We start from the raw sequence: 19404 nt of genomic DNA on the forward strand, positions 1-19404 counted from the left end.
GGCGGGGCGGGTACTACTGGCGGTATCCGGAGAGGAACCGTCCGATGCGGCCGATGGCGGCTTCCAGGGACTCGGCGTGCGGCAGGGTGAGGATGCGGAAGTGGTCCGGGGCCGGCCAGTTGAAGCCGGTGCCCTGCACGACCTGGATCTTCTCGCGCAGCAGCAGGTCCAGGACGAACTTCTCGTCGTCGTGGATCCTGTGGACCTTGGGGTCCAGGCGCGGGAACGCGTACAGCGCGCCCTTCGGCTTCACACAGGACACGCCCGGGATCTCGTTGAGCTTCTCCCAGGCCACGTCGCGCTGTTCGTGCAGCCGCCCGCCCGGTGCGGTCAGCTCCCGGATGGACTGGCGGCCGCCCAGCGCGGCCTGGATGGCGTACTGCGCGGGCGCGTTGGCGCACAGCCGCATGGAGGCCAGCATGGTCAGGCCCTCCAGGTAGTCCCTGGCGTGCTGCTTGGGACCGGTGACGACCACCCACCCGGAGCGGAAGCCGGCCACCCGGTACGTCTTCGACAGGCCGCAGAAGGTGAGGACCACCAGGTCGGGGGCGAGCGCGGCGGCCGAGTGGTGCACGGCGTCGTCGTAGAGGATCTGGTCGTAGATCTCGTCGGCGAACACCATCAGGCCGTGGCGGCGCGCGAGGTCGAGGATGCCCTCGACGATCTCCTTCGGGTAGACGGAGCCGGTGGGGTTGTTGGGGTTGATGATGACGACGGCCTTGGTGCGGCTGGTGATCTTCGCCGCCATGTCGTCCAGGTCCGGGTACCAGTCGGCCTGCTCGTCGCAGAGGTAGTGCACCGCCTTGCCGCCCGCGAGGGTCGTCACGGCCGTCCAGAGGGGGAAGTCCGGGGCGGGGATGAGGATCTCGTCGCCGTCCTCGAGCAGCGCCTGCACGGCCATCGACACCAGCTCGGACACGCCGTTGCCGAGGAGGACGTCGTCGACGTCGACCTCCAGGCCGAGGGTCTGGTAGCGCTGGGCGACGGCCCGGCGGGCGGAGAGGATGCCGCGGGAGTCCGTGTAGCCGTGGGCCTGCGGCAGCATCCGGATCATGTCCTGGAGGATCTCCTCCGGCGCCTCGAAGCCGAACAGCGCGGGGTTGCCGGTGTTCAGGCGCAGCACGCTGTGGCCCGCCTCCTCCAGCGCGTTGGCGTGCTCTATCACCGGGCCGCGGATCTCGTAGCAGACCTCGCTGAGCTTGTTCGACTGCCGGAACTCCATGCGCCGCTTCCCCTCTGCTGACTGGTGTCGCTTGGTTTTACCAAGTAGGCGCTTGGAAAGTCCAACAACATGTCTAGACTGCGTCGCATGTCACCTCGCCGAAGCTACGACCAGTACTGCTCCGCCGCCCGCGCCCTCGACCTCGTCGGCGACCGCTGGACCCTGCTGATCGTCCGCGAACTCCTGGCCGGGCCACGCCGGTACACGGACCTGCACGCGGACCTGCCGGGCGTGAGCACGGACGTACTCGCCTCGCGGCTGAAGGACATGGAGCGCGACGGCCTGACCACGAGGCGCCGGCTGCCCCCGCCCGCCTCCGCCTACGTGTACGAACTCACCGACCGCGGTCGCGAGTTGCTGCCGGTGCTGCAGGCACTGGGGGAGTGGGGGCAGGCGGAACTGGGCGAGCGGCGGCCCACCGACGCGGTCCGCGCGCACTGGTTCGCCCTGCCGCTGCTGCGCGCGCTGGACGGCGAGGGGATCGTCGAAGTGCGCCTGGAGGAGGGCGAGTTCCACCTGTACGTCGGCGGCGACGAAGGCCCCGCCTACCGCGAGGGGCCCGCCCCGGTCGAACCCGACGCCCGGCTGGCCATGGACGTGGACACCTGCACGGCGGTCGGCCGGGCCGAGCTGAGCCTGACGGAGGCGGTGCGCGCCGGCCGCGTGCGGGTGACCGGCGACGGCACCCTGGCGAAGGCGCTGCGCGAGGCGTGAGCGTCGGCAGGCCCCGCCGCGCCGCGGGCGCGGAGGCTCCGACGCCTGCGCCGCATCCGGCAGCCGCCCGTCGCGAGGAGGACGCCGGGCGGGTACGTCTCCGGCGCCGGCATCCGGCGCCCGCCGCGCACGGGAGGTTTCCGCCACGGCGAGGCCCGGGTGGGGCGGGGGAGGGCGGCGGCCTCGGCGTCACGCCGTTACGGCGTGAGGCGTCAAGGTCCCTGGCCCGGCAGCGCGCGGGGCGAGGCTGGGCGCGGGGGTGGTGAGGAGGCGGCCTCGACGTCACGGCGTCACGCTGCACGGCCGCCCGAGCGGCGCGCGAAGCCGCCATGCGGCCGGCCCGACAGGCCCGGCCGGTGCGGCGGAATCGGCGGGATCGGCGGAGCCGTCGGCTTCGCCGTGACGGCGCCCCGGCGCGTCGACCTCGCCGGGCTCGACGCCGGCGTCGTCGAGGGCGGCGAGGACGGCCCGGCATCGGCCCGCGCGAAGCGGGAAGCACGAAGGCCCGCCGGACAGGCGGGCCTTCGGGGTAGGGACTTCGCGGAGACGGTCAGGCGCCCGGCGGCACCCGTGACGGGCGGCCCGAGCCGCGGGTGAGGGCGTAGCCGCCGATTCCGGCGAGCGCGGCCAGGATGCCGCCGATCCCGGTCCACACCCAGCGGTCGGACCACCAGCCGGACGCCCAGCCGTCCTCCGGCTCGATGGCGGACAGCACCGCGGACGACTTCTTGTCCTCGTCGTCCTGGGCGGACGTGACGGCGATGCCCGGCACCAGCGGCTTGCCCAGCGAGCCGTCCACGGCCGCCGCACCGCCGATGTCCTTGGAGTCGGCCCGGACCGAGGCGGTCACCGGCAGGCCCAGGTCGGCCGTCGCGAGCTTCACCACCGTCAGCCGGATGTAGTACGTCCCCGGCAGCGGGTCGTTCGCCCACGGCTCGGACCAGGCGCGCACGGTCCGCAGCGTGCAGGCCAGTTCGACGGAGGACGCGCCCTGGGCGGCGGTGCGCGTCTGGGCGCCGTACTGGCAGGCCTGGCGGCGGCGCAGTCCGTCGTAGACGTCGATCTGCCAGGTCTGGTCCGCGTGCGAGTCGGGCAGCTTCACCGTCGCCCTGACGGTGGGGCGCTGGCCCTCGTCGGCCGGGAACGACCAGTACAGGTAGTCGCCGGTGGAGCCGCTGGCCGTGGCCTCCTGGCCCTGGTCGATCTCGGCCGCCGTACGGAAGGAGGTGCCGGCCGAGGTGGGCGCGTCACCGTCCGCCGAGGACGACGGCGACGGCGAGGAGTCGGCGGCCGCGGGCGCGGCGGCCAGGCCCAGCGTCAGCAGGGCCGCGCTCAGCACACGTGTGATCGGAATCCGCATCAGTTGGTCCTCCAGACCGCGACCCGCCAGCGCGACAGCCAGCCCCACAGCACCCCGGCCAGGAAGCCGGTCAGGATCAGCACGCCGAGCAGCCACCAGCCCCGCCCGAGGCCGAAGGCGGCCACGTCCCGGGACGTGCCCGGCCCGTCCACCACGTCCACGGTCAGCTCCAGCGGCATACCGGGCGTGGCCTTCACCCCGGAGGCCGCCGAGAAGCTGTTGGTGACCTGGAGGCACACGGTCTCCGCCGCGGCCTCATCGTCGTCGCTCTCCGCCTTCGGGTAGCGCAGCCCCGTCGAGATCACGTCCGTACGGCCGTCGCCCGCGGCCTCCCCGCGCACGATCTCGCGCCCGTGCACGGTGACCGCCCGCAGCAGCACCCCGTAGTCGGGGTTGACGGCCCGGTCGGCGGCCACGCTCACCGAGGCGCGCAGCTCCTTGCCGGGCTCGACGTCCACCTTGTACCAGCGCTGCTGCCCGAACTCCTCGCGGTCGGTGTACAGACCCGACTTCAGCGCGGGCGCCTGCGCACACGCGCCGCCGCCCTCGGTGGCCACCGGCGTGACCACCGGGTCGGCCGCCCGGTCCACCAACTGGTTGACCTTGTCGGTGAGTTCGTCGGTGTGCTCGACCGAGGTGTACGTGCCGCCGGTCGCCTCCGCGATGCAGCTGAGCTGCTTGCGCAGCTTGGTGTTCGGGACCAGGCCGAGGGTGTCGATGGTCAGCCCGATGCCCTTGGCGGCTATCTCGCGGGCCACCTCGCACGGGTCCAGCGGGGCGCAGGTGTCCTCGCCGTCGCTGATCAGCACGATCCGCTTGGAACCGGCGTCGGTGCCCAGGTCGTCGGCCGCCTTGAGCAGGGCGGGACCGATCGGCGTCCAGCCGGTGGGCGAGAGCGTCGCCACCGCCGTCTTCGCCTCGGTGCGGTCCAGCGGGCCGACCGGGTAGAGCTGCGCGGTGTCCTTGCAGCCCGTCCTCTTGTCGTTGCCCGCGTAGTTGGCGCCGAGGGTGCGGATGCCGAGCTGCACCTCCTCGGGCGTCGCGTCCAGCACCTCGTTGAACGCCTGCTTCGCCGCAGCCATCCGGGTGCCGCCGTCGATGTCCCGGGTCCGCATGGAACCGCTGACGTCGAGGACGAGGTCGACCTTCGGGGCGTTCTCGCCCGTGGGTTCGCCGGCGGCCGCCGCGGCCGGGAAGACGAACCCGGCCGTCAGGGCGGCCAGCAGGGCGCAGACCCCTGCCGCCAGCCGTTGTGTTCTGATCATCGGCGGATCCTATTGATCCCGGGTGTCCGGCTCCAAAACGGCCCCCCACCGAAGGGGGTTGGGCAGTACGGTCCACCGGTCGCCGGGGGCCGACGGCGACAGCCGCATCAGCGTCAGCGCCTTCGCCGGCAGCGGCTCGCCGAGCAGCGCGGCCAGGTCGGGGGTGCGCGGCAGGTCCCCCACGGCCGCCTCCAGCGCCCCGCGCAGGGCCGCCGCCGAGCCCGCCGTGCCCGCCAGCGCGCCCGCCACCAGAGAGCCGAACAGCTTGCGCCGCAGGGCCGTCTCGTCGTCGGTGACGTTGCGTCCGGTCAGCTCCGGGAACGGGACGCGGTGCCGGGCGAGCCGGGCGGGGCTGACGCGGATGTCGGCGAGGTCGCGGTAGACCAGCCGCAGTGGGGCGCCCGTGGCGGACAGCACGACCAGCAGGTTCTGGCCGTGCGCCTCCAGCGCCACGCCGAGATCCAGCAGGCGCAGCCCCACGGTGAGGGCGAGGCGGGCGAAGGCGGCGAGCCAGGCGGGGGAGGCCGTCAGCCCGGTGTCCGGCAGCGCGGCCACCGGCACCACCCGCTCACCGCTGCCCGCCGCCGCGTACAGGTCCGGCGACTCCCGCAGCACCGCCGCGAGATCGGGCGAACCGGCCGCCGCCGCGCCCAGCGTGCGGGTGACGTGCAGCAGGCCGTCGGTGCGCGCCGCCAGCGCCTCCGCGAACGCCGACAGGGTCGCCGACAGGGCGACCGAGCGGACGGAGATGTCCCGCACCGAGGACGTCAGCCGGGCGCTGAGCGCGGTCTTGACATGCCGTCCGCCGGGCACGGCGAGGGTGCGCAGGGACATCAGCGGATGCCCGGCGATCCACGCCTCGCCCGTCCGCCGCAGCACATGCTCCGCCTGCCACGGGTGAACCGGCAGCAACAGCCTTGAGCCGTCGCGCAGTTCGGCCGGCCACGCCCCCGTCACCAGGCACTCGTCCACCGGCGCCGGCAGCAGCCCGAGCGTCACCAGCGGCCGGTGCTCGGGCCCGTAGGCCAGTTGCTCGGCCACCGAGAAGCCGGGCCTGGCGCGGCAGCTGGGGTGGTAGGGATGCCCGTCCACCACCCGCTGCTCCCACTCCCACCCCGTGACCGGCCACCCCTCCGGGTGGGGTTCACGGTCAGCACGTGAGAGCGCCGACGAGGCCACGCTGTGCGCCAGCTCGGCCGCGAAGCCGTCGCCGTGCTCCACCGCGAGCGCGGCCATCAGCAGGGCCGGATGCGCGTACGGCGCGCCGTCGAGGCGGACCTCGGTGACGTACCCGGCGGTGGCGTACGGGTCGGCGGCCGGCCCGCGCAGCAGGCGGCCGTCCCGGAGGCGCAGGGTCACGCCCCCACCGTCCGGCGCGCGGCCCGTGATCCACGGCAGCGGCTCGTGGCACAGCGCCCGCCACAACCGGGTCAGCACGGCCGCCCGGGCACCCGGCAGCTCGGCCTCGTAACGCGGCAGCAGACCGGGGCGCACGGCCGCGAGCTCACCGGCGACCCGGGCCTCGACGGGGTGGGAACGGTGCACGGGCGGGCTCCTCGGGTACCAGTAGGGCGTCACGGTCCAGGGCTGACGGCATACATACTGATCGTCCCGGCCCGGAACGGACCTCCAGGGACCCCAGGGACCCCAGGGACCCCAGGGACCCCAGGGACCCCAGTGGACCCAGAGAATCCCAGAGGCCCCAGGGACTCCAAGGAACGAATGGAACGCGTGGACCTCATGCCCCCGTCCGGCGGTGACGACGTCATGGAACGCGCCGACGCGTACGCGGCGGCACCGCTCCTGAACTGCCTGCTGCGCGAGGTGGCGCACCCCCTCCCGGAACCCGGCGTGTACCGGCTGCCCGGGGTGGACCGGCTGCTGCGCGTGCGCGGCACCCGGCGGCCCGCCGAGCCCGAGGTGCGTGCGGGAGGCCGCTGGCACCGCATCGGCCACGCCGAACTGGTCAAGCTGGTCGCGGAGGAACTGCGCCGGCACACCGGCCGGTCCAACCACGAACTGCCCGCCGAGATGATCGACAGCCGGGACGCGGTCGCCGCGCTGCTCGCCGCGCGCGCCCGGGCGACGCCGCCCGCGGACCCGTACCTGCGTTCCGAGCAGTCCCTCGTCACCGGTCACCCCCACCACCCCGCCCCCAAGGCGCGCGGCGGCGGCCCGACCGCCTCCTGGCTCCCCTACGCCCCCGAGGCGCACGCCCGCTTCCCGCTGGTGCTGCTCGGGGTGCGCGCGGACACGGTCGTCGAGGAGGGCGACACCTCCGCGCTCGACGCCCTCGGCGACGCCCCGCCCGGCTACCGGCTGCTGCCCGCCCACCCCTGGCAGCTGGACCTGGTGGACCTGGCGGACGCCTTCGCCGACGGCCGGCTGGTCCGGCTCGGCACGACCGCCTTCGACGCCTGGCCCACCGCCGCGATCCGTACCCTGTACGCCCCCGCAGCCGACCTCTTCCTGAAGTTCAGCCTCGACGTGCGGATCACCAACGACATCCGGCGGCTGTGGCGCCACGACCTCGTCAGGCTGCGCGGCACGGACAGCGCGGTGACGGCCGCCTTCGCGGCGATCCCGGGACCGGCGGCCTGGATCGGCGACCGCGGCTACCGCACCGCCCGCTTCGCCTACGAGGAACTCGCCGTCCTGGTCCGCGACGGGCTGCGCGGCCACCTCCTGCCCGGCGCGACCCCGCTGCTCGCCGCCGGTCTCGTGGAGGGCTTCGCGGGCAGCCCGCTGCCGCACGCGGCCGACCCGGCGGCCTGGTGGGAGGCGTACCTGGCCGCCGTCGTCCCCCCGGCCCTCGCCGCCTTCGCCGACCACGGCGTCGTCCTGGAGGCGCACCTGCAGAACACGCTGGTCGCCGTCGACGCCTCCGGAACGCCGGTGCAGGCCCTGTTCCGGGACGCCGAGGGCGTGAAGCTGCTGCCCGGGACGGACCGGGCGGCCGGCTGGGAACGGCTGGTGTACTGCCTGGTCGTCAACCACCTCACCGAGGTCGCCGCCGCCCTCGTGGAACACCACCCCGGCCTCGACCCCTGGCCCGCCGCCCGCCGCGCGCTCACCCGCCCCGGGCTCCCCGAGGCGGCCGCCCTGCTCACCTCGCCCACCCTCCCCGGGAAGACGAACCTGCTGCTGCGCTGGACCGGCGCGGACGGCGCCGAGGCCCGCTACCGGCCCCTGCCCAACCCGCTGGCCGGCGACCGGCGGTCTCCGGAACGGATCTCCCCCTGACCTGCGTACGCCGCGAGCGCGCGGCCGACAGGGCCGGAGGGCCCGAAGTCCAGGGCCGAGGGGCCTCGGCTGTCTCCATGTCGATAAGTTAGCCTTCCCTTACTGAGGCCCATGGTGAGGCGGGCCGCATGGGGCACGGGCTGGTGGAGAGGCGCATGAGTGGTATCGGCGGGGTCCGCGAGGAGACAGACGGCCTGGAGGCCGCCGACGACGTGACGTCGCGCCCGCTGGCGGACCTGCCGCCCGGCGCCCGCGCGGTGGTGGCGGACGTCGGCGGCACCGAGCCGCCGCATGTGATCCGCCGGCTGCACGACCTGGGGTTCGTCCCGGGCACCGAGGTGGAGGTGGTGCGGCGGGCGCCGTTGCGCGATCCGGTCGTCTACCGCGTCCGCGACTACGAGGTGTGCCTGCGCCGGGCGCAGGCGGGGTGCGTGCGGGTACGCGTCGCCGAGGAGGCGCGGTGAGCACCGGCTGCCACGGCGCCGAAGGCGGGGAGACCACCCTCACCGAGGCGGCGCCGCACATCGCCCTGGTCGGCGCCCCCAACTCCGGCAAGACCAGCGTCTTCAACGGCCTGACCGGGCTGCGCGCCAAGACCGGCAACTACCCCGGCGTGACCGTCTCCCGCTTCGTCGGCACCTGCCGGGCGGGCGGCCGGCGCCACGTCGTCGAGGACCTGCCCGGCACCTACGGCCTGGAGCCCGTCAGCCCGGACGAGAAGATCGCCGTAGACGTGCTGGACGGCCGGATCGACGGCGTGGACCGGCCGGACGCGCTGCTGGCCGTGGTGGACGCCACCACCCTGCGGCGCTCGCTGGGGTTCCTCGCCCAGCTGCTGGCCCGCGGGCTGCCCACCTGCGTGGTGGTGACCTTCACCGACGAGCTGGCCCGCCGCCAGGGCCGGCTGGACGTCGAGGCGCTCGGGCAGGCGCTGGGCGTGCCGGTGCTGCCGGTGGTCGGCCACCGCGGACACGGCATCGCCCGGCTGCGCGAGCAGATCGCCGAGTGGCGCTCCTGGACGGTGCCCGCGGTGGCGCCGCCCACCGACCCCGCCGAGCGGGACGCCTGGGGGCGGTCGGTGCTGGCCTTCGCCGGCTACCGGCCGCCGGAACGGCACCGGGTCACCCAACGCGTCGACGCGGTCCTGCTGCACCCGGTGTGGGGCACGGCGGTGTTCTTCGCGGTGATGGCGGCGTTCTTCCAGACCGTCTTCACGGTGGCCGCACCGCTGCAGGGCGCGGTCGAGACGCTGTTCTCCTGGCTGGCGGGCCTGGTGTCCGACCACGTCGGCAACCCGTGGCTGGCCGGGCTGCTGGGCGACGCGCTGATCGGCGGCGTCGGCAGCGTGCTCGTCTTCGTCCCGCAGATCGCCCTGCTGTTCCTGCTGCTGGCCCTGCTGGAGGGGGTGGGCTACCTGGCGCGGGCCGCGTTCCTGATGGACCGGGTGATGGCCCGCTTCGGCCTGGAGGGCCGGGCCTTCGTGGCGCTGCTGTCGTCGTTCGCCTGCGCGATCCCCGGCATCATGGCCACCCGCACGCTGCCCTCCGCCAAGGACCGCCTGGCCACCATGATGGCCGCCCCGCTGATGACCTGCTCCGCGCGGCTGCCGGTCTACGTGCTGCTCATCGGCCTGCTGGTCGACCCGTCCGACCGGGTCGGCCCGTTCGGGGCGCAGGGCCTGGTCATGTTCGGCCTGTACCTGCTCGGCGCCGTCTCCGCGCTGCTGGCCGCCTGGGCGTTCAAGAAGATCGGCGACCGGCACGGCGAGGCCGTCCCGTTCTTCATGGAGCTGCCGCCCTACCGGCTGCCCGCCCCGCGCGCCGTCCTGGTGGCGATGTGGTCCTCGGCGCAGTCGTTCCTGCGCAAGTGCTCGACCGTCATCGCCGCCACCAGCATCGTGCTGTGGCTGCTGCTCAACCTGCCGGTGCACTCGACGGCCCAGATGCGGGCCGACGGCGTGAACACCGCCGACCGGACGGCGGTGTCCGCCTACACCGTCGACCACAGCTACGCCGCCGGCCTGGGCCGCCTGGCCGCCCCCGTCTTCGACCCGCTCGGCTTCGACTGGCGCGTCAACGTCGGCGTGCTGTCGGCGCAGGCCGCGCGGGAGACGTTCGTCGCCACCATCGGCCAGGTCGCCGCCGCCGAGAACCCCGAACACCCGACGCAGGCGCTGCGGGACATGACCTACTCCGACGGCCCGCACGCCGGGGAGCGGGTGTTCGTGCCCGCCACCATCGCCGCGCTGCTGGTCTGGTTCGTCTACGCGCTGCAGTGCATGGCCACCGTGGCGGTCCTGCGCCGGGAGACCGGCACCTGGCGATGGCCCGCGATCGCCTTCACCTACCTGACCACGCTGGCCTGGCTCATGGCCTACCTGGCCCGCACCGTCACCCTCCTGCTGAGCGGCTGAGGCCCGGCCATGATCCCCATGCACCCCCAGCCGGTCCCCGGTGAGCCCGGCCGACTGCGCTGGATCGTCCCCGCCGGCGCCCTGCCGTGCGCCGGCCCGATGGCCGCCGTACCCGCTCCGCTGGAAGCGCTGCTGGCCGACGGCACCCTGAGCCGGATCGCCGTGGAGCCGTCCGCCGTCGTCACCGACCTGACGGAGGGCCGTTCCTGGTCCCGGGAGGGCGCCCGGGTGCGCACCGCGCTGCACGCCGCCCTCGACGACCCCGCCGGATGGACCCCGGCCGCCGCCGACGACGGCTCGTACGCCGACACGGCGGCCTGCGCGGCGGCGCGCGACGTCCTGGCCGGCCCGGTGGGCGACTTCGCCCGCTCCCACGGCGGCACCATCGACCTCGTCGACGTCCGCGACGGCGTGGTGACCGTCCGCCTCGGCGGCGCCTGCCACGGCTGCCCCGCCGCCTGGTTCACCCTGCACAACCGCCTGGAACGCGAACTGCTCCGCCGCCTGCCCGGCCCGCTGGAGATCCGCAGCGTGTCGGCGCCGGGGTTCCCCGGCACCGGCCGGACGGTGCCGGGACCGGCGCGCGGCGCTGACCGGCACGTAGGGTGAGAACCCGGCAGCCCCCGACTCTCCGGAGACCGCATCCATGCAGAAGCTCTCGCTCGACGCCGAGGCCCGCGAACACCTCGAACGTGCCGCGGCGGCCCCCGCCGGGCGCAGCGCCGCGACCGTGTACGGCGGTCACGAGCACACGCTGCGCCAGACCCTGCTCGCCCTGACCGCCGGCACCGTGCTGGCCGAACACGACAACCCCGGCGAGGCGACCCTGCTGGTGCTGCGCGGACGGGTACGACTCGTCAGCGGCGACACCTCCTGGGACGGGCGCACCGGCGACCTCCTCGTCATCCCACAGGCCCGCCACAGCGTCGAGGCACTGGAGGACGCGGCGGTCCTGCTGACCGTCGCCAAGACCGCCTGACGGCGAACCGCCCGGCCCGGGCCCGGCCCGCGCCGGGCGCCGACGCGGTCTTCAGCGCGCGGCCCCGGGCCGGTGACGGTGTCACCCGGCCTGCGGTTCACGCGCCCCGTCGACGAGCCGGGCGACCCCCAGCGGATTGCCGGCGCGCAGTTCCCGGGGGAGGAGCGCGTCGGGGAACGACTGGTAGCAGACCGGCCGGAGCCAGCGTTCGACGGCCAGCGTGCCGACACTCGTCGTACCGGGTGCGGTCGTCGCGGGCCACGGGCCACCGTGCACCATCGCGGGGGACACCTCGACGCCGGTGGGCCAGCCGCCCCACACGACGCGCCCGGCGCGCTCCTCCAGGACCGGCAGGAGGCGTTCGGCCGTCGCCAGGTCGGCGTCGGTCCCGTGCAGGGTGGCTGTCAACTGCCCTTCCACGCGCTCCATGAGCGTGACGAGTTCGTCGGCTCCCGACCAGCGCACGATGAGCCCCGCGGCGCCGAAGACCTCACCGGTGAGGTCCTCATGGGCCGCGTAGGTCGCCGCGTCGCACTCGAGGACGAGCGGGCCGGGGGCGTACGGGCTTTCACCGGGCGTCCCTTGCGCCACCACGCGGACACCGTCGACGGCGGCCCACTGCCGGACTCCCCGGGCGAAGCCGTCCGCGATGCCGGGGGTGAGCATGACCTGGCCCGTCGTGCCGGCCACGGAGTCCGCCACGGCCTCGCGGAAGGCGTCGCCGGCGTCGCCCGCCGGGAGCAGGAGGAGGCCGGGGTTGGTGCAGAACTGTCCCGAGCCGTTGGTCAGCGACGTCACGTACGCGTCGGCGAGCGGTCCGGGATCGGCCAGCGCGCCGTCCAGGACGATCACGGGGTTGACCGCCGACATCTCGGCGTAGACCGGGACGGGCACCGGGCGGGCGTTGGCGGCGGCGAGGAGCGCGAGGCCGCCGCTGCGGGAACCGGTGAATCCGACGGCCGCGATCCGCGGGTCGCGCACCAGTGCCTGGCCGACCTCGACGCCGCGGCCGACCAGCAGGGAGAAGACGCCGGCGGGCATCCCGGTGCGCCGGGCGGCGGCGGTGACGGCGCGTGCGACGAGTTCACAGGTGCCGGGGTGAGCCGGGTGTGCCTTGGCGATGACCGGGCAGCCCGCGGCGAGCGCGGAGGCGGTGTCTCCGCCGGCGACGGAGAAGGCCAGCGGGAAGTTGCTCGCCCCGAACACGGCGACGGGCCCCACGGGTATCTTGCGCAGCCGCAGGTCCGGTCGCGGAAGCGGCCGGCGCTCGGGAAGCGCGGGGTCGACACGGACACCGAGCGCGTCGCCGCTGCGGACCAGGTCGGCGAACATGCGCAACTGCGCGCAGGTACGGGCTCGTTCGCCGGTCAGGCGGGCCGGCGGCAGTCCGGACTCGAGCGCCGCGAGCGTCAGGAGGCCGTCGCCGAGGGCCTCGATCTCCTCCGCACAGGCGTCGAGGAAGGCGGCCCGCCGGTGCCCGGGCGCAGCGCGGTACGCACGCGCGGCCGAGGCGGCCTGCTGCGCCGCCCGCGCGACCTGGTCCGGTGAGGCGTCCCGCAGCTCGGGGCCCGACGGTTCGCCGGTGGCGGCCACCACGGCACGCCACGCTTCCCCCGTGCCAGGAACGTCATGTCCGGCGACGATCGAGTTTCCGGTCGGGTGGTTCACAGTGCTCCATCCCTTCGTCCGGCCAGGACGAACGTCTCGACAAAGTCACGCTGACGTTGTCGTTGTCTTCGGGGCGATCGGATGTATAGCCTAAGCAATAGCATGTGACATTGCACAGAGGGTCGTGTGGAGGAGGGCGTGCCGGTGAGCCTGAAGGTCGTTGTGGTGGGCGCGGGTGTCATCGGTGCCGCGTGCGCCTTCCACGCCGCCTCGGCGGGCATGGACGTCACGGTCGTCGACCGCGGGCCCGTCGGCGGCGGGACGACAAGCCGGGGAGAGGGCAACGTCCTCCTCTCCGACAAGGGACCGGGCCCCGAACTCGACCTGGCCCGCCTGAGCCGTACGCTGTGGGACGAGATCGGCGAGGAGCTCGGACGGGACTCCTTCGAGCTCGAACCCAAGGGCGGCCTGGTCGTCGCGAGCTCGGCCGAGGGCCTCGCGGCGCTGCGCGCGTTCGCCGCGCGGCAGGCGGAAGCCGGCGTCCGCGTCGAACCGGTCGAGCACGTGCACGACCTGGAACCCCACCTCGCGCCGGGGATTCCCGGCGGCGTCCACTACCCCGAGGACGCCCAGGTGCAGCCCGTTCTCGCGGCTGCCGCACTGCTGCGCGCCGCCATGGCACGCGGCGCCCGCTTCCGGACGGGTGAAGTCGTCGCGGCGACGACCGACCGCGACGGCCGGGTCGACGGTGTCCGGACGGCGGCCGGTGACACCGTGCCCGCCGATGCCGTCGTCAACGCCGCCGGGACCTGGGGCGGTGAGCTCGGCCGCCGGCTCGGCGCGCCCCTCGAGGTGCTGCCCCGGCGGGGCTTCGTCCTGGTGACCGAACCGCTGCCGCCCATGGTCCGGCACAAGGTCTACTCGGCCGACTACGTCGCCAACGTCGCCTCGTCCGACGCGGGACTGGAGACCTCCGCTGTCGTCGAGGGCACGCCGGGCGGCACGATCCTCATCGGCGCCAGCCGTGAACGCGTCGGCTTCGACATGACGATGAACGCCGCCGTGGTCACCGGACTCGCCGCGCAGGCATGCCGGCTGTTCCCCTTCCTGAGGAAGGTCCACCTGATCCGCGCCTACCGCGGATTCCGGCCGTACTGTCCGGACCACCTGCCGGTCATCGGCCCCGACCCCCGGGTCCCGGGGATCACCCACGCGTGCGGCCACGAGGGCGCGGGGATCGGTCTCGCTCCCGCGACCGGCGCGCTCGTCACGGCCCACCTGCTCGGCCGCCCCTGGCGCGGCGCCGACCCGGCCGCACACGCCGACTTTCTGCCCGACCGCTTCTTCGCCTCCCCGGGAGCGCCCCGATGAACGAGATCATCATGGACGGAAAACCACTGCCGTTCGTCGACGGCCAGACCGTCGCCGCGGCCCTGGTGGCCGCGGGCCGGGTCGCCTGGCGCACCACCCGCGTCCGACGGCGCCCGCGCGGCGTCTTCTGCGGGATCGGTGTCTGCTTCGACTGCCTCGTGACGATCGACGGAGCGGGCGGCCAACGCGCCTGCCTGGTCCTGGCACGGGCGGGCATGACCGTCACGACGGGGGAGAGCGACGATGAGTGAGACAGGCGACCTGATCATCGTGGGCGCGGGCCCGGCCGGTATGGCGGCGGCGGCCACGGCTGCGGCCGGCGGACTGCGCGTCGTGCTCGTCGACTCCGGCACCGCCGTCGGCGGGCAGTTCTGGCGGCATCCGCCCCGGGAAGCGCGACCGGCGATCGCGACCGAGGACCTCCACCACGGGCTGCGCGAGTACCGCGCTCTCGAGCGGGAGCTGTCGGCGGGCCGGGCGGCGGGACGGCTCGACCTGCGCCTGGCGCACCATGTGTGGTCCGCCGTCCGCGAGGAAGCCGGGTTCGCGGTCCACGCCGTCGACCGGCGCCAGGCCCCGCACGAGACCGCCGTGACCCTGCGCGCGCCCCGGCTCCTGGTGGCGACGGGTGCCTACGACCGGCAACTGCCGTTCCCCGGCTGGGATCTGCCGGGCGTGCTCACCGTCGGCGGGCTCCAGGCACTGCTCAAGGGCGGCGGAGTCGCGGCCGGCAGCCGCGTCGTGCTGGGCGGTACCGGCCCGTTCCTGCTGCCGGTGGCCGCGGGGCTCGCGGCACGCGGAGTCGAGGTGGTCACCGTGTGCGAGGCGGCCAGTCCGCAGGCCTGGCTCCGGCACCCGGGCGCCCTGCTGCGCAACCCGGGCAAGTGGGCGGAAGGAGCCGGGTACGCCGTCACGCTCGCGCGTCACCGTGTCCGCGTCCGGCCGCGTACGGCGATCATCGGTGCGGACGGCGGCGACCGGGTGTCCTCGGTCCGCATCGCCTCCCTCGACCCCGACGGCAGCCCGCGGCCGGGCACGGAACGGCGGATCGAGGCCGATGCCGTCGGCGTCGGCTGGGGCTTCACGCCGCAACTCGACCTGCTGATCCCCCTGGGCTGCGAGCTCGCGGACCTCGAGGACGGCAACACGGCAGTCGCCGTCGACGACGGGCAGCGCACCACCGTCGCCGGACTCTACGCGGCGGGCGAGGCGTGCGGTGTGGGCGGAGCACCGCTCGCGGTGGCCGAGGGGCGCCTGGCCGCCGGATCCGTCCTCATCGACTCCGCGGCGGGCCCCGTGCCGGGCAGACGGACCCTGGACGCCCTGCGCGCCAAGGTGGCCCGGCAACGCGCCTTCGCCCGGGCGCTGGCCCTCGCCCATCCGGTCCCGCCGGGATGGCCCTCGTGGCTGACCGACGAGACCGTCGTGTGCCGCTGCGAAGAGGTGACCGCGGGAACGGTCCGCGCCGCCTGCGCCGACGGCGGGGCACGTGACCACCGGCAGGTCAAGCAGCTGACCCGGGCCGGCATGGGCTGGTGCCAGGGGCGGATGTGCGGACCGGCGGTGCACTGCCTGGCCTCACCGGACCAGCGGGCCTACACGCCCGCGGAACGACTCGTCGCGACGCCCGTCACCCTCGGTGCTCTCGCCGACCTCGATGAACACCAGCAAGAAACCGACAAGGAGTACAGATGACCGACAACCGCAAGCCCTGGCACGGCGTCATCGTGGCGACCAGCCTCCCGTTCCACGACGACCTCACCGTCGACTTCGGCGCCTATGGGGAAAGCGTCGCCTGGCTCGCCGAGCAGGGGCTGCACGGTGTCGCGCCGAGCGGGTCGCTGGGCGAGTACCAGACCCTCACCTGGGAGGAGCGCGACCGCGTCGTGGAGACGGCCGTGGCCAACGCGCCCGAGGGGTTCACCGTGATGCCGGGCGTCGGCGCCTACGGCGGCAGTGAGGCCAGGCGGCACGCCCAGTTCGCCAAGGACGCCGGCTGCCAGGCCGTCATGTGCCTGCCGCCCAACGCCTACCGCGCCGACGACCGCGCGATCCTGGAGCACTACGAAATGGTGGCGTCGGTCGGCCTGCCCGTCACCGCGTACAACAACCCCATCGACACCAAGGTCGACCTGCGCCCGGAACTGCTGGCCAAGTTGCACGCCGAGGGGTTCATCGTGGGCGTCAAGGAGTTCTCCGGCGATGTCCGGCGCTGCTACGAGATCGCCGAGCTCGCCCCCGGACTCGACCTCATGATCGGCACCGACGACACCGTGCTGGAAGTCGGCATCGCCGGCGCCAAGGGCTGGGTCGCCGGCTATCCGCAGGTCTTCCCCCAGGCCTGCCTCGCGCTGTACAACGCCTCGGTCGCGGGTGACCTCGCCACCGCCCTGCCCCTGTACCGCCGGCTGCACCCGGTGCTGCGGTGGGACAGCAAGACGGAGTTCATCCAGGCCATCAAGCTCGGCCAGGAGATGATCGGCCGGCGCGGTGGCGGCTGCCGTCCGCCCCGCCAGCCGCTCACCCCGGAGACGGAGGCGATCGTGCGCGCCGCCACCCAGACCCTCATCGACGCCGGAGTCAACTGACGATGCGTTCGACCGTCTGCTACCACGCCGTCGACTCGCACACCGAGGGAATGCCGACCCGTGTGATCACGGGCGGCGTCGGCGTCCTCCCCGGGGCGACCATGTTCGAACGACGGCAGCGGTTCCTCGCCGAACGCGACCACCTGCGCACCCTGCTCATGTGCGAGCCGCGCGGGCACGCGTCGATGTCCGGGGCCATCCTCCAGCCCCCGACCCGGCCGGACGCCGACTTCGGGGTGCTCTACATCGAGGTCTCCGGCTGCCTGCCGATGTGCGGGCACGGCACCATCGGCGTGGCGACCGTCCTCGTCGAGACCGGCATGGTCGAGGTCACCGAGCCGTACACCCTGGTCCGCCTCGACACCCCGGCCGGCCTGGTCACCGCCCGGGTGCAGGTCCGCGACGGCCACGCCGAGTCGGTGACCCTGGAGAACGTCCCGTCGTACAGTCACGCCCTCGACCAGGTCGTCGACGTGCCGGGATACGGACCGGTGCGCTACGACATCGCCTACGGCGGCAACTTCTACGCCTTCGTCCGCCTCGACGAACTCGGCATCCCCTTCGACCGGGCGGAGAAGCAGCGGCTGCTCGACGCCGGGCTGGCCGTCATGGACGCGATCAACACACAGAACCCGGTGTCGCACCCGGAGAACCCCGAGATCGACGTGTGCCATCACGTCTATCTCGAGGCGCCCGGATCGACCGCCGAGCACTCCCGGCACGCCATGGCGATCCATCCGGGCTGGTTCGACCGGTCGCCGTGCGGCACGGGCACCAGTGCGCGGATGGCGCAGTTGCACGCACGGGGTCTGCTGCCGGTCGGCCGGGACTTCGTCAACGAGTCGTTCATCGGCTCCCGGTTCGTCGGGCGCGTCCTCGGCGAGACGACGGTCGGGGACCGGCCGGGCATCCTGCCGGCCGTCACCGGACGCGCCTGGATCACCGGAACCGCGCAGTACATGCTGGATCCGTCCGACCCCTACCCGGCCGGCTTCACGATCTGACCGGCTCGGCCGCCGTCCGCACGTCATCCGCATGACCGGCGAAGTTGGCCGGAAAGTCACGTGTCCATCACGAGGACCCACAGGGCTCCCGTGATGCGGCACGAACGGCTAGATTGTGCAATGTCACACACCACATCAGGTGTCGGCACCTGAAGAAGAGCCGTGGGCGGGGTTGCGTGTCCCACCACGAGTGCCGGCGAAACTCTCGGCCCACGTCAGCGCCCCTCGGTGCAATGTCACACATTACAGCGAGGGGCGCAGCAGTACACGGCGGAGGTGAGCGTCCACCGCAAGCGCGGGTGGGGAGCCTCCGTCTCCCGACGCCAACAACAGCTCCTTGTGCAATGTCACACATCCTGGTCGGGCGTGGCGTTGCCGCAGCCGGGAGCAACTTTCGGTCACCGAACGGTCCCTCTGCACACGGACCGTGCGAGATGGAGTAAGGCATGACATTCATCCGTCGCGGCACCCTGACGGCCGCCGCCATGGCACTCGGGCTCACCCTGACTGCATGCGGTGATCTCACCGGCGAAAGTTCCGGAAAGGACAGCTCCGGCCCCATCAAGCTCGGCATGCTCACACCGCTGACCGGCAGTTCCGCGGCCATCGGCCCCTACATGAAGGACGGCGCCCAGCTCGCCGTCGACGAGATCAACGCCAAGGGCGGGATCGACGGCCGCAAACTCTCCCTCACCGTCGAGGACGAGGCGTGCGACCCGAAGACGGCCGCCGCCGGCGCCGCCAAGCTGGTCAGCGCCGGCATCGACGTCTCCGTCGGCGGCTACTGCTCCTCGGCGACCCTGCCGACGCTGAGCATCTTCGACAAGGCGAACATCCCGATGCTCATCCCGGCGGCCAACTCCACGGACCTGCTGGCGCCGGAGCAGCGGAACGTCTTCCTGATCAACGGCACGGGCATCCAGCAGGCGGAGGCGGCGTCGAAGTTCATCAAGAAGCAGGGCAGCAAGCGCGTCGCGCTGCTCGACGACAACACCTCGTACTCGACCGACATCGCCAACCGCACCGGGGACGAACTGGGGCTGCTCGGCGTCAGGATCGCCGACCACCAGTCGGTCACCGCGGGAGAGTCGGACTACTCCGGGGCCGTCAACGCCGTGATGGAATCGAAGGCGGACTTCGTCTACTGGACCGGGTACTACCAGGAGGGCGGACTGCTCATCAAGCAGCTCAAGGCCGCCGGGTACAAGGGCCGGATCATGATCGCGGACGGCTCGGTCGACGCCAAGCTCATCAAGATCGCGGGCGGGAAGAACGCGCAGGGCGTGTTCGCGACCATGACCCAGACACCTCAGACCATCCCCGACGGCCAGTCGTGGATCGACAAGTACAAGAAGAAGTTCGGCTCCGAGCCCGGACCGTACTCGACCCAGTCGTACGACGCGGTGCGCGTCGCCGCGGAGGCGGTCAGGAAGGCCGGCTCCACCGACGGCGACGACGTGATCCGGGCCCTCGAGCAGATGGACGGCTTCAAGATCTTCTCCGGGCCGCTGAAGTTCACCATCCAGCACACGCTGAGCGTGGGCGGCTTCGACATCCTCGTCGTCAAGGACGACGGCTTCGTCCTCAACAAGTGACGCCCCGGGGTGGCCGGTTCACCCCGGCCGGCCACCCCCGTG

The 19404-nt window shown here is 73.6% G+C and carries 17 protein-coding genes; 12 read left to right on the top strand and 5 right to left on the bottom strand.

Annotation, left to right across the window (positions count from 1 at the left end; genetic code table 11):
* Positions 1-13: 13 nt before the first annotated feature.
* Positions 14-1222, bottom strand: coding sequence for a pyridoxal phosphate-dependent aminotransferase (locus ACH4ZX_RS14175; protein ID WP_398271961.1), 1209 nt, complete (start codon positions 1220-1222; stop codon positions 14-16).
* Positions 1223-1309: 87 nt separating this feature from the next.
* Here ACH4ZX_RS14175 and ACH4ZX_RS14180 point away from each other — a divergent pair, with 87 nt between their 5' ends.
* Positions 1310-1936: a winged helix-turn-helix transcriptional regulator gene (locus tag ACH4ZX_RS14180; protein WP_398271963.1), complete on the top strand. Its 627-nt coding sequence runs from the start codon at positions 1310-1312 to the stop codon at positions 1934-1936.
* A 550-nt stretch (positions 1937-2486) separates the two neighbouring features.
* Here the strand turns inward: ACH4ZX_RS14180 and ACH4ZX_RS14185 are convergent.
* The 3 genes from ACH4ZX_RS14185 to ACH4ZX_RS14195 are packed head-to-tail and all read right to left on the bottom strand — an operon-like array spanning position 2487 to position 6106.
* On the bottom strand, positions 2487-3290 hold the full coding sequence (locus ACH4ZX_RS14185; protein ID WP_398272136.1) for a hypothetical protein: 804 nt from the start codon (positions 3288-3290) through the stop codon (positions 2487-2489).
* Between the two features lie 5 nt (positions 3291-3295).
* Positions 3296-4561 (bottom strand): VWA domain-containing protein, encoded by a 1266-nt coding sequence (locus ACH4ZX_RS14190; protein WP_398271965.1) that lies wholly within the window; start codon positions 4559-4561, stop codon positions 3296-3298.
* A 9-nt stretch (positions 4562-4570) separates the two neighbouring features.
* On the bottom strand, positions 4571-6106 hold the full coding sequence (locus ACH4ZX_RS14195; protein ID WP_398271967.1) for an IucA/IucC family protein: 1536 nt from the start codon (positions 6104-6106) through the stop codon (positions 4571-4573).
* A gap of 177 nt (positions 6107-6283) precedes the next feature.
* Here ACH4ZX_RS14195 and ACH4ZX_RS14200 point away from each other — a divergent pair, with 177 nt between their 5' ends.
* The 5 genes from ACH4ZX_RS14200 (at position 6284) to ACH4ZX_RS14220 (ending at position 11196) form a co-directional block, all read left to right on the top strand.
* Positions 6284-7804, top strand: a complete 1521-nt coding sequence (locus ACH4ZX_RS14200) for an IucA/IucC family protein (protein WP_398271969.1) — start codon at positions 6284-6286, stop codon at positions 7802-7804.
* A gap of 155 nt (positions 7805-7959) precedes the next feature.
* Complete coding sequence (locus ACH4ZX_RS14205; protein WP_398271971.1) at positions 7960-8268, top strand: ferrous iron transport protein A; 309 nt, start codon at positions 7960-7962, stop codon at positions 8266-8268.
* Positions 8265-10217, top strand: coding sequence for a ferrous iron transporter B (locus tag ACH4ZX_RS14210; protein ID WP_398271973.1), 1953 nt, complete (start codon positions 8265-8267; stop codon positions 10215-10217). The genes ACH4ZX_RS14205 and ACH4ZX_RS14210 overlap by 4 nt, the downstream gene beginning before the upstream one ends.
* A gap of 18 nt (positions 10218-10235) precedes the next feature.
* A complete protein-coding gene (locus ACH4ZX_RS14215; protein ID WP_398271975.1) occupies positions 10236-10826 on the top strand; it encodes a NifU family protein in 591 nt (196 codons plus the stop codon).
* Positions 10827-10863: 37 nt separating this feature from the next.
* A complete protein-coding gene (locus tag ACH4ZX_RS14220) occupies positions 10864-11196 on the top strand; it encodes a cupin domain-containing protein (RefSeq protein WP_398271976.1) in 333 nt (110 codons plus the stop codon).
* An 81-nt stretch (positions 11197-11277) separates the two neighbouring features.
* Here ACH4ZX_RS14220 and ACH4ZX_RS14225 read toward each other — a convergent pair whose 3' ends face one another.
* Complete coding sequence (locus ACH4ZX_RS14225) at positions 11278-12864, bottom strand: aldehyde dehydrogenase (NADP(+)) (RefSeq protein ID WP_398271978.1); 1587 nt, start codon at positions 12862-12864, stop codon at positions 11278-11280.
* Positions 12865-13014: 150 nt separating this feature from the next.
* On the opposite strand from ACH4ZX_RS14225, the gene ACH4ZX_RS14230 reads away from it, so the two are divergent.
* The 6 genes from ACH4ZX_RS14230 (at position 13015) to ACH4ZX_RS14255 (ending at position 19362) form a co-directional block, all read left to right on the top strand.
* The gene (locus tag ACH4ZX_RS14230) at positions 13015-14175 is read left to right on the top strand and encodes an NAD(P)/FAD-dependent oxidoreductase (RefSeq protein ID WP_398272138.1); all 1161 of its coding nucleotides are present in this window, start codon (positions 13015-13017) and stop codon (positions 14173-14175) included.
* Positions 14172-14426, top strand: a complete 255-nt coding sequence (locus tag ACH4ZX_RS14235; protein ID WP_360742835.1) for a (2Fe-2S)-binding protein — start codon at positions 14172-14174, stop codon at positions 14424-14426. The genes ACH4ZX_RS14230 and ACH4ZX_RS14235 overlap by 4 nt, the downstream gene beginning before the upstream one ends.
* Positions 14419-15870, top strand: a complete 1452-nt coding sequence (locus ACH4ZX_RS14240) for an NAD(P)/FAD-dependent oxidoreductase (protein ID WP_398271980.1) — start codon at positions 14419-14421, stop codon at positions 15868-15870. The genes ACH4ZX_RS14235 and ACH4ZX_RS14240 overlap by 8 nt, the downstream gene beginning before the upstream one ends.
* Positions 15867-16763 carry a dihydrodipicolinate synthase family protein gene (locus tag ACH4ZX_RS14245; RefSeq protein ID WP_398271982.1) on the top strand — a complete coding sequence of 299 codons (897 nt, stop codon included), beginning with the start codon at positions 15867-15869 and terminating at the stop codon, positions 16761-16763. The genes ACH4ZX_RS14240 and ACH4ZX_RS14245 overlap by 4 nt, the downstream gene beginning before the upstream one ends.
* A gap of 2 nt (positions 16764-16765) precedes the next feature.
* A complete protein-coding gene (locus ACH4ZX_RS14250) occupies positions 16766-17767 on the top strand; it encodes a proline racemase family protein (protein WP_398271983.1) in 1002 nt (333 codons plus the stop codon).
* A 446-nt stretch (positions 17768-18213) separates the two neighbouring features.
* Positions 18214-19362 (top strand): branched-chain amino acid ABC transporter substrate-binding protein, encoded by a 1149-nt coding sequence (locus tag ACH4ZX_RS14255; RefSeq protein WP_398271985.1) that lies wholly within the window; start codon positions 18214-18216, stop codon positions 19360-19362.
* The last annotated feature ends 42 nt before the right edge of the window (positions 19363-19404 follow it).

Source organism: Streptomyces sp. NPDC020490 (assembly GCF_044335305.1).
Lineage (GTDB): Bacteria > Actinomycetota > Actinomycetes > Streptomycetales > Streptomycetaceae > Streptomyces.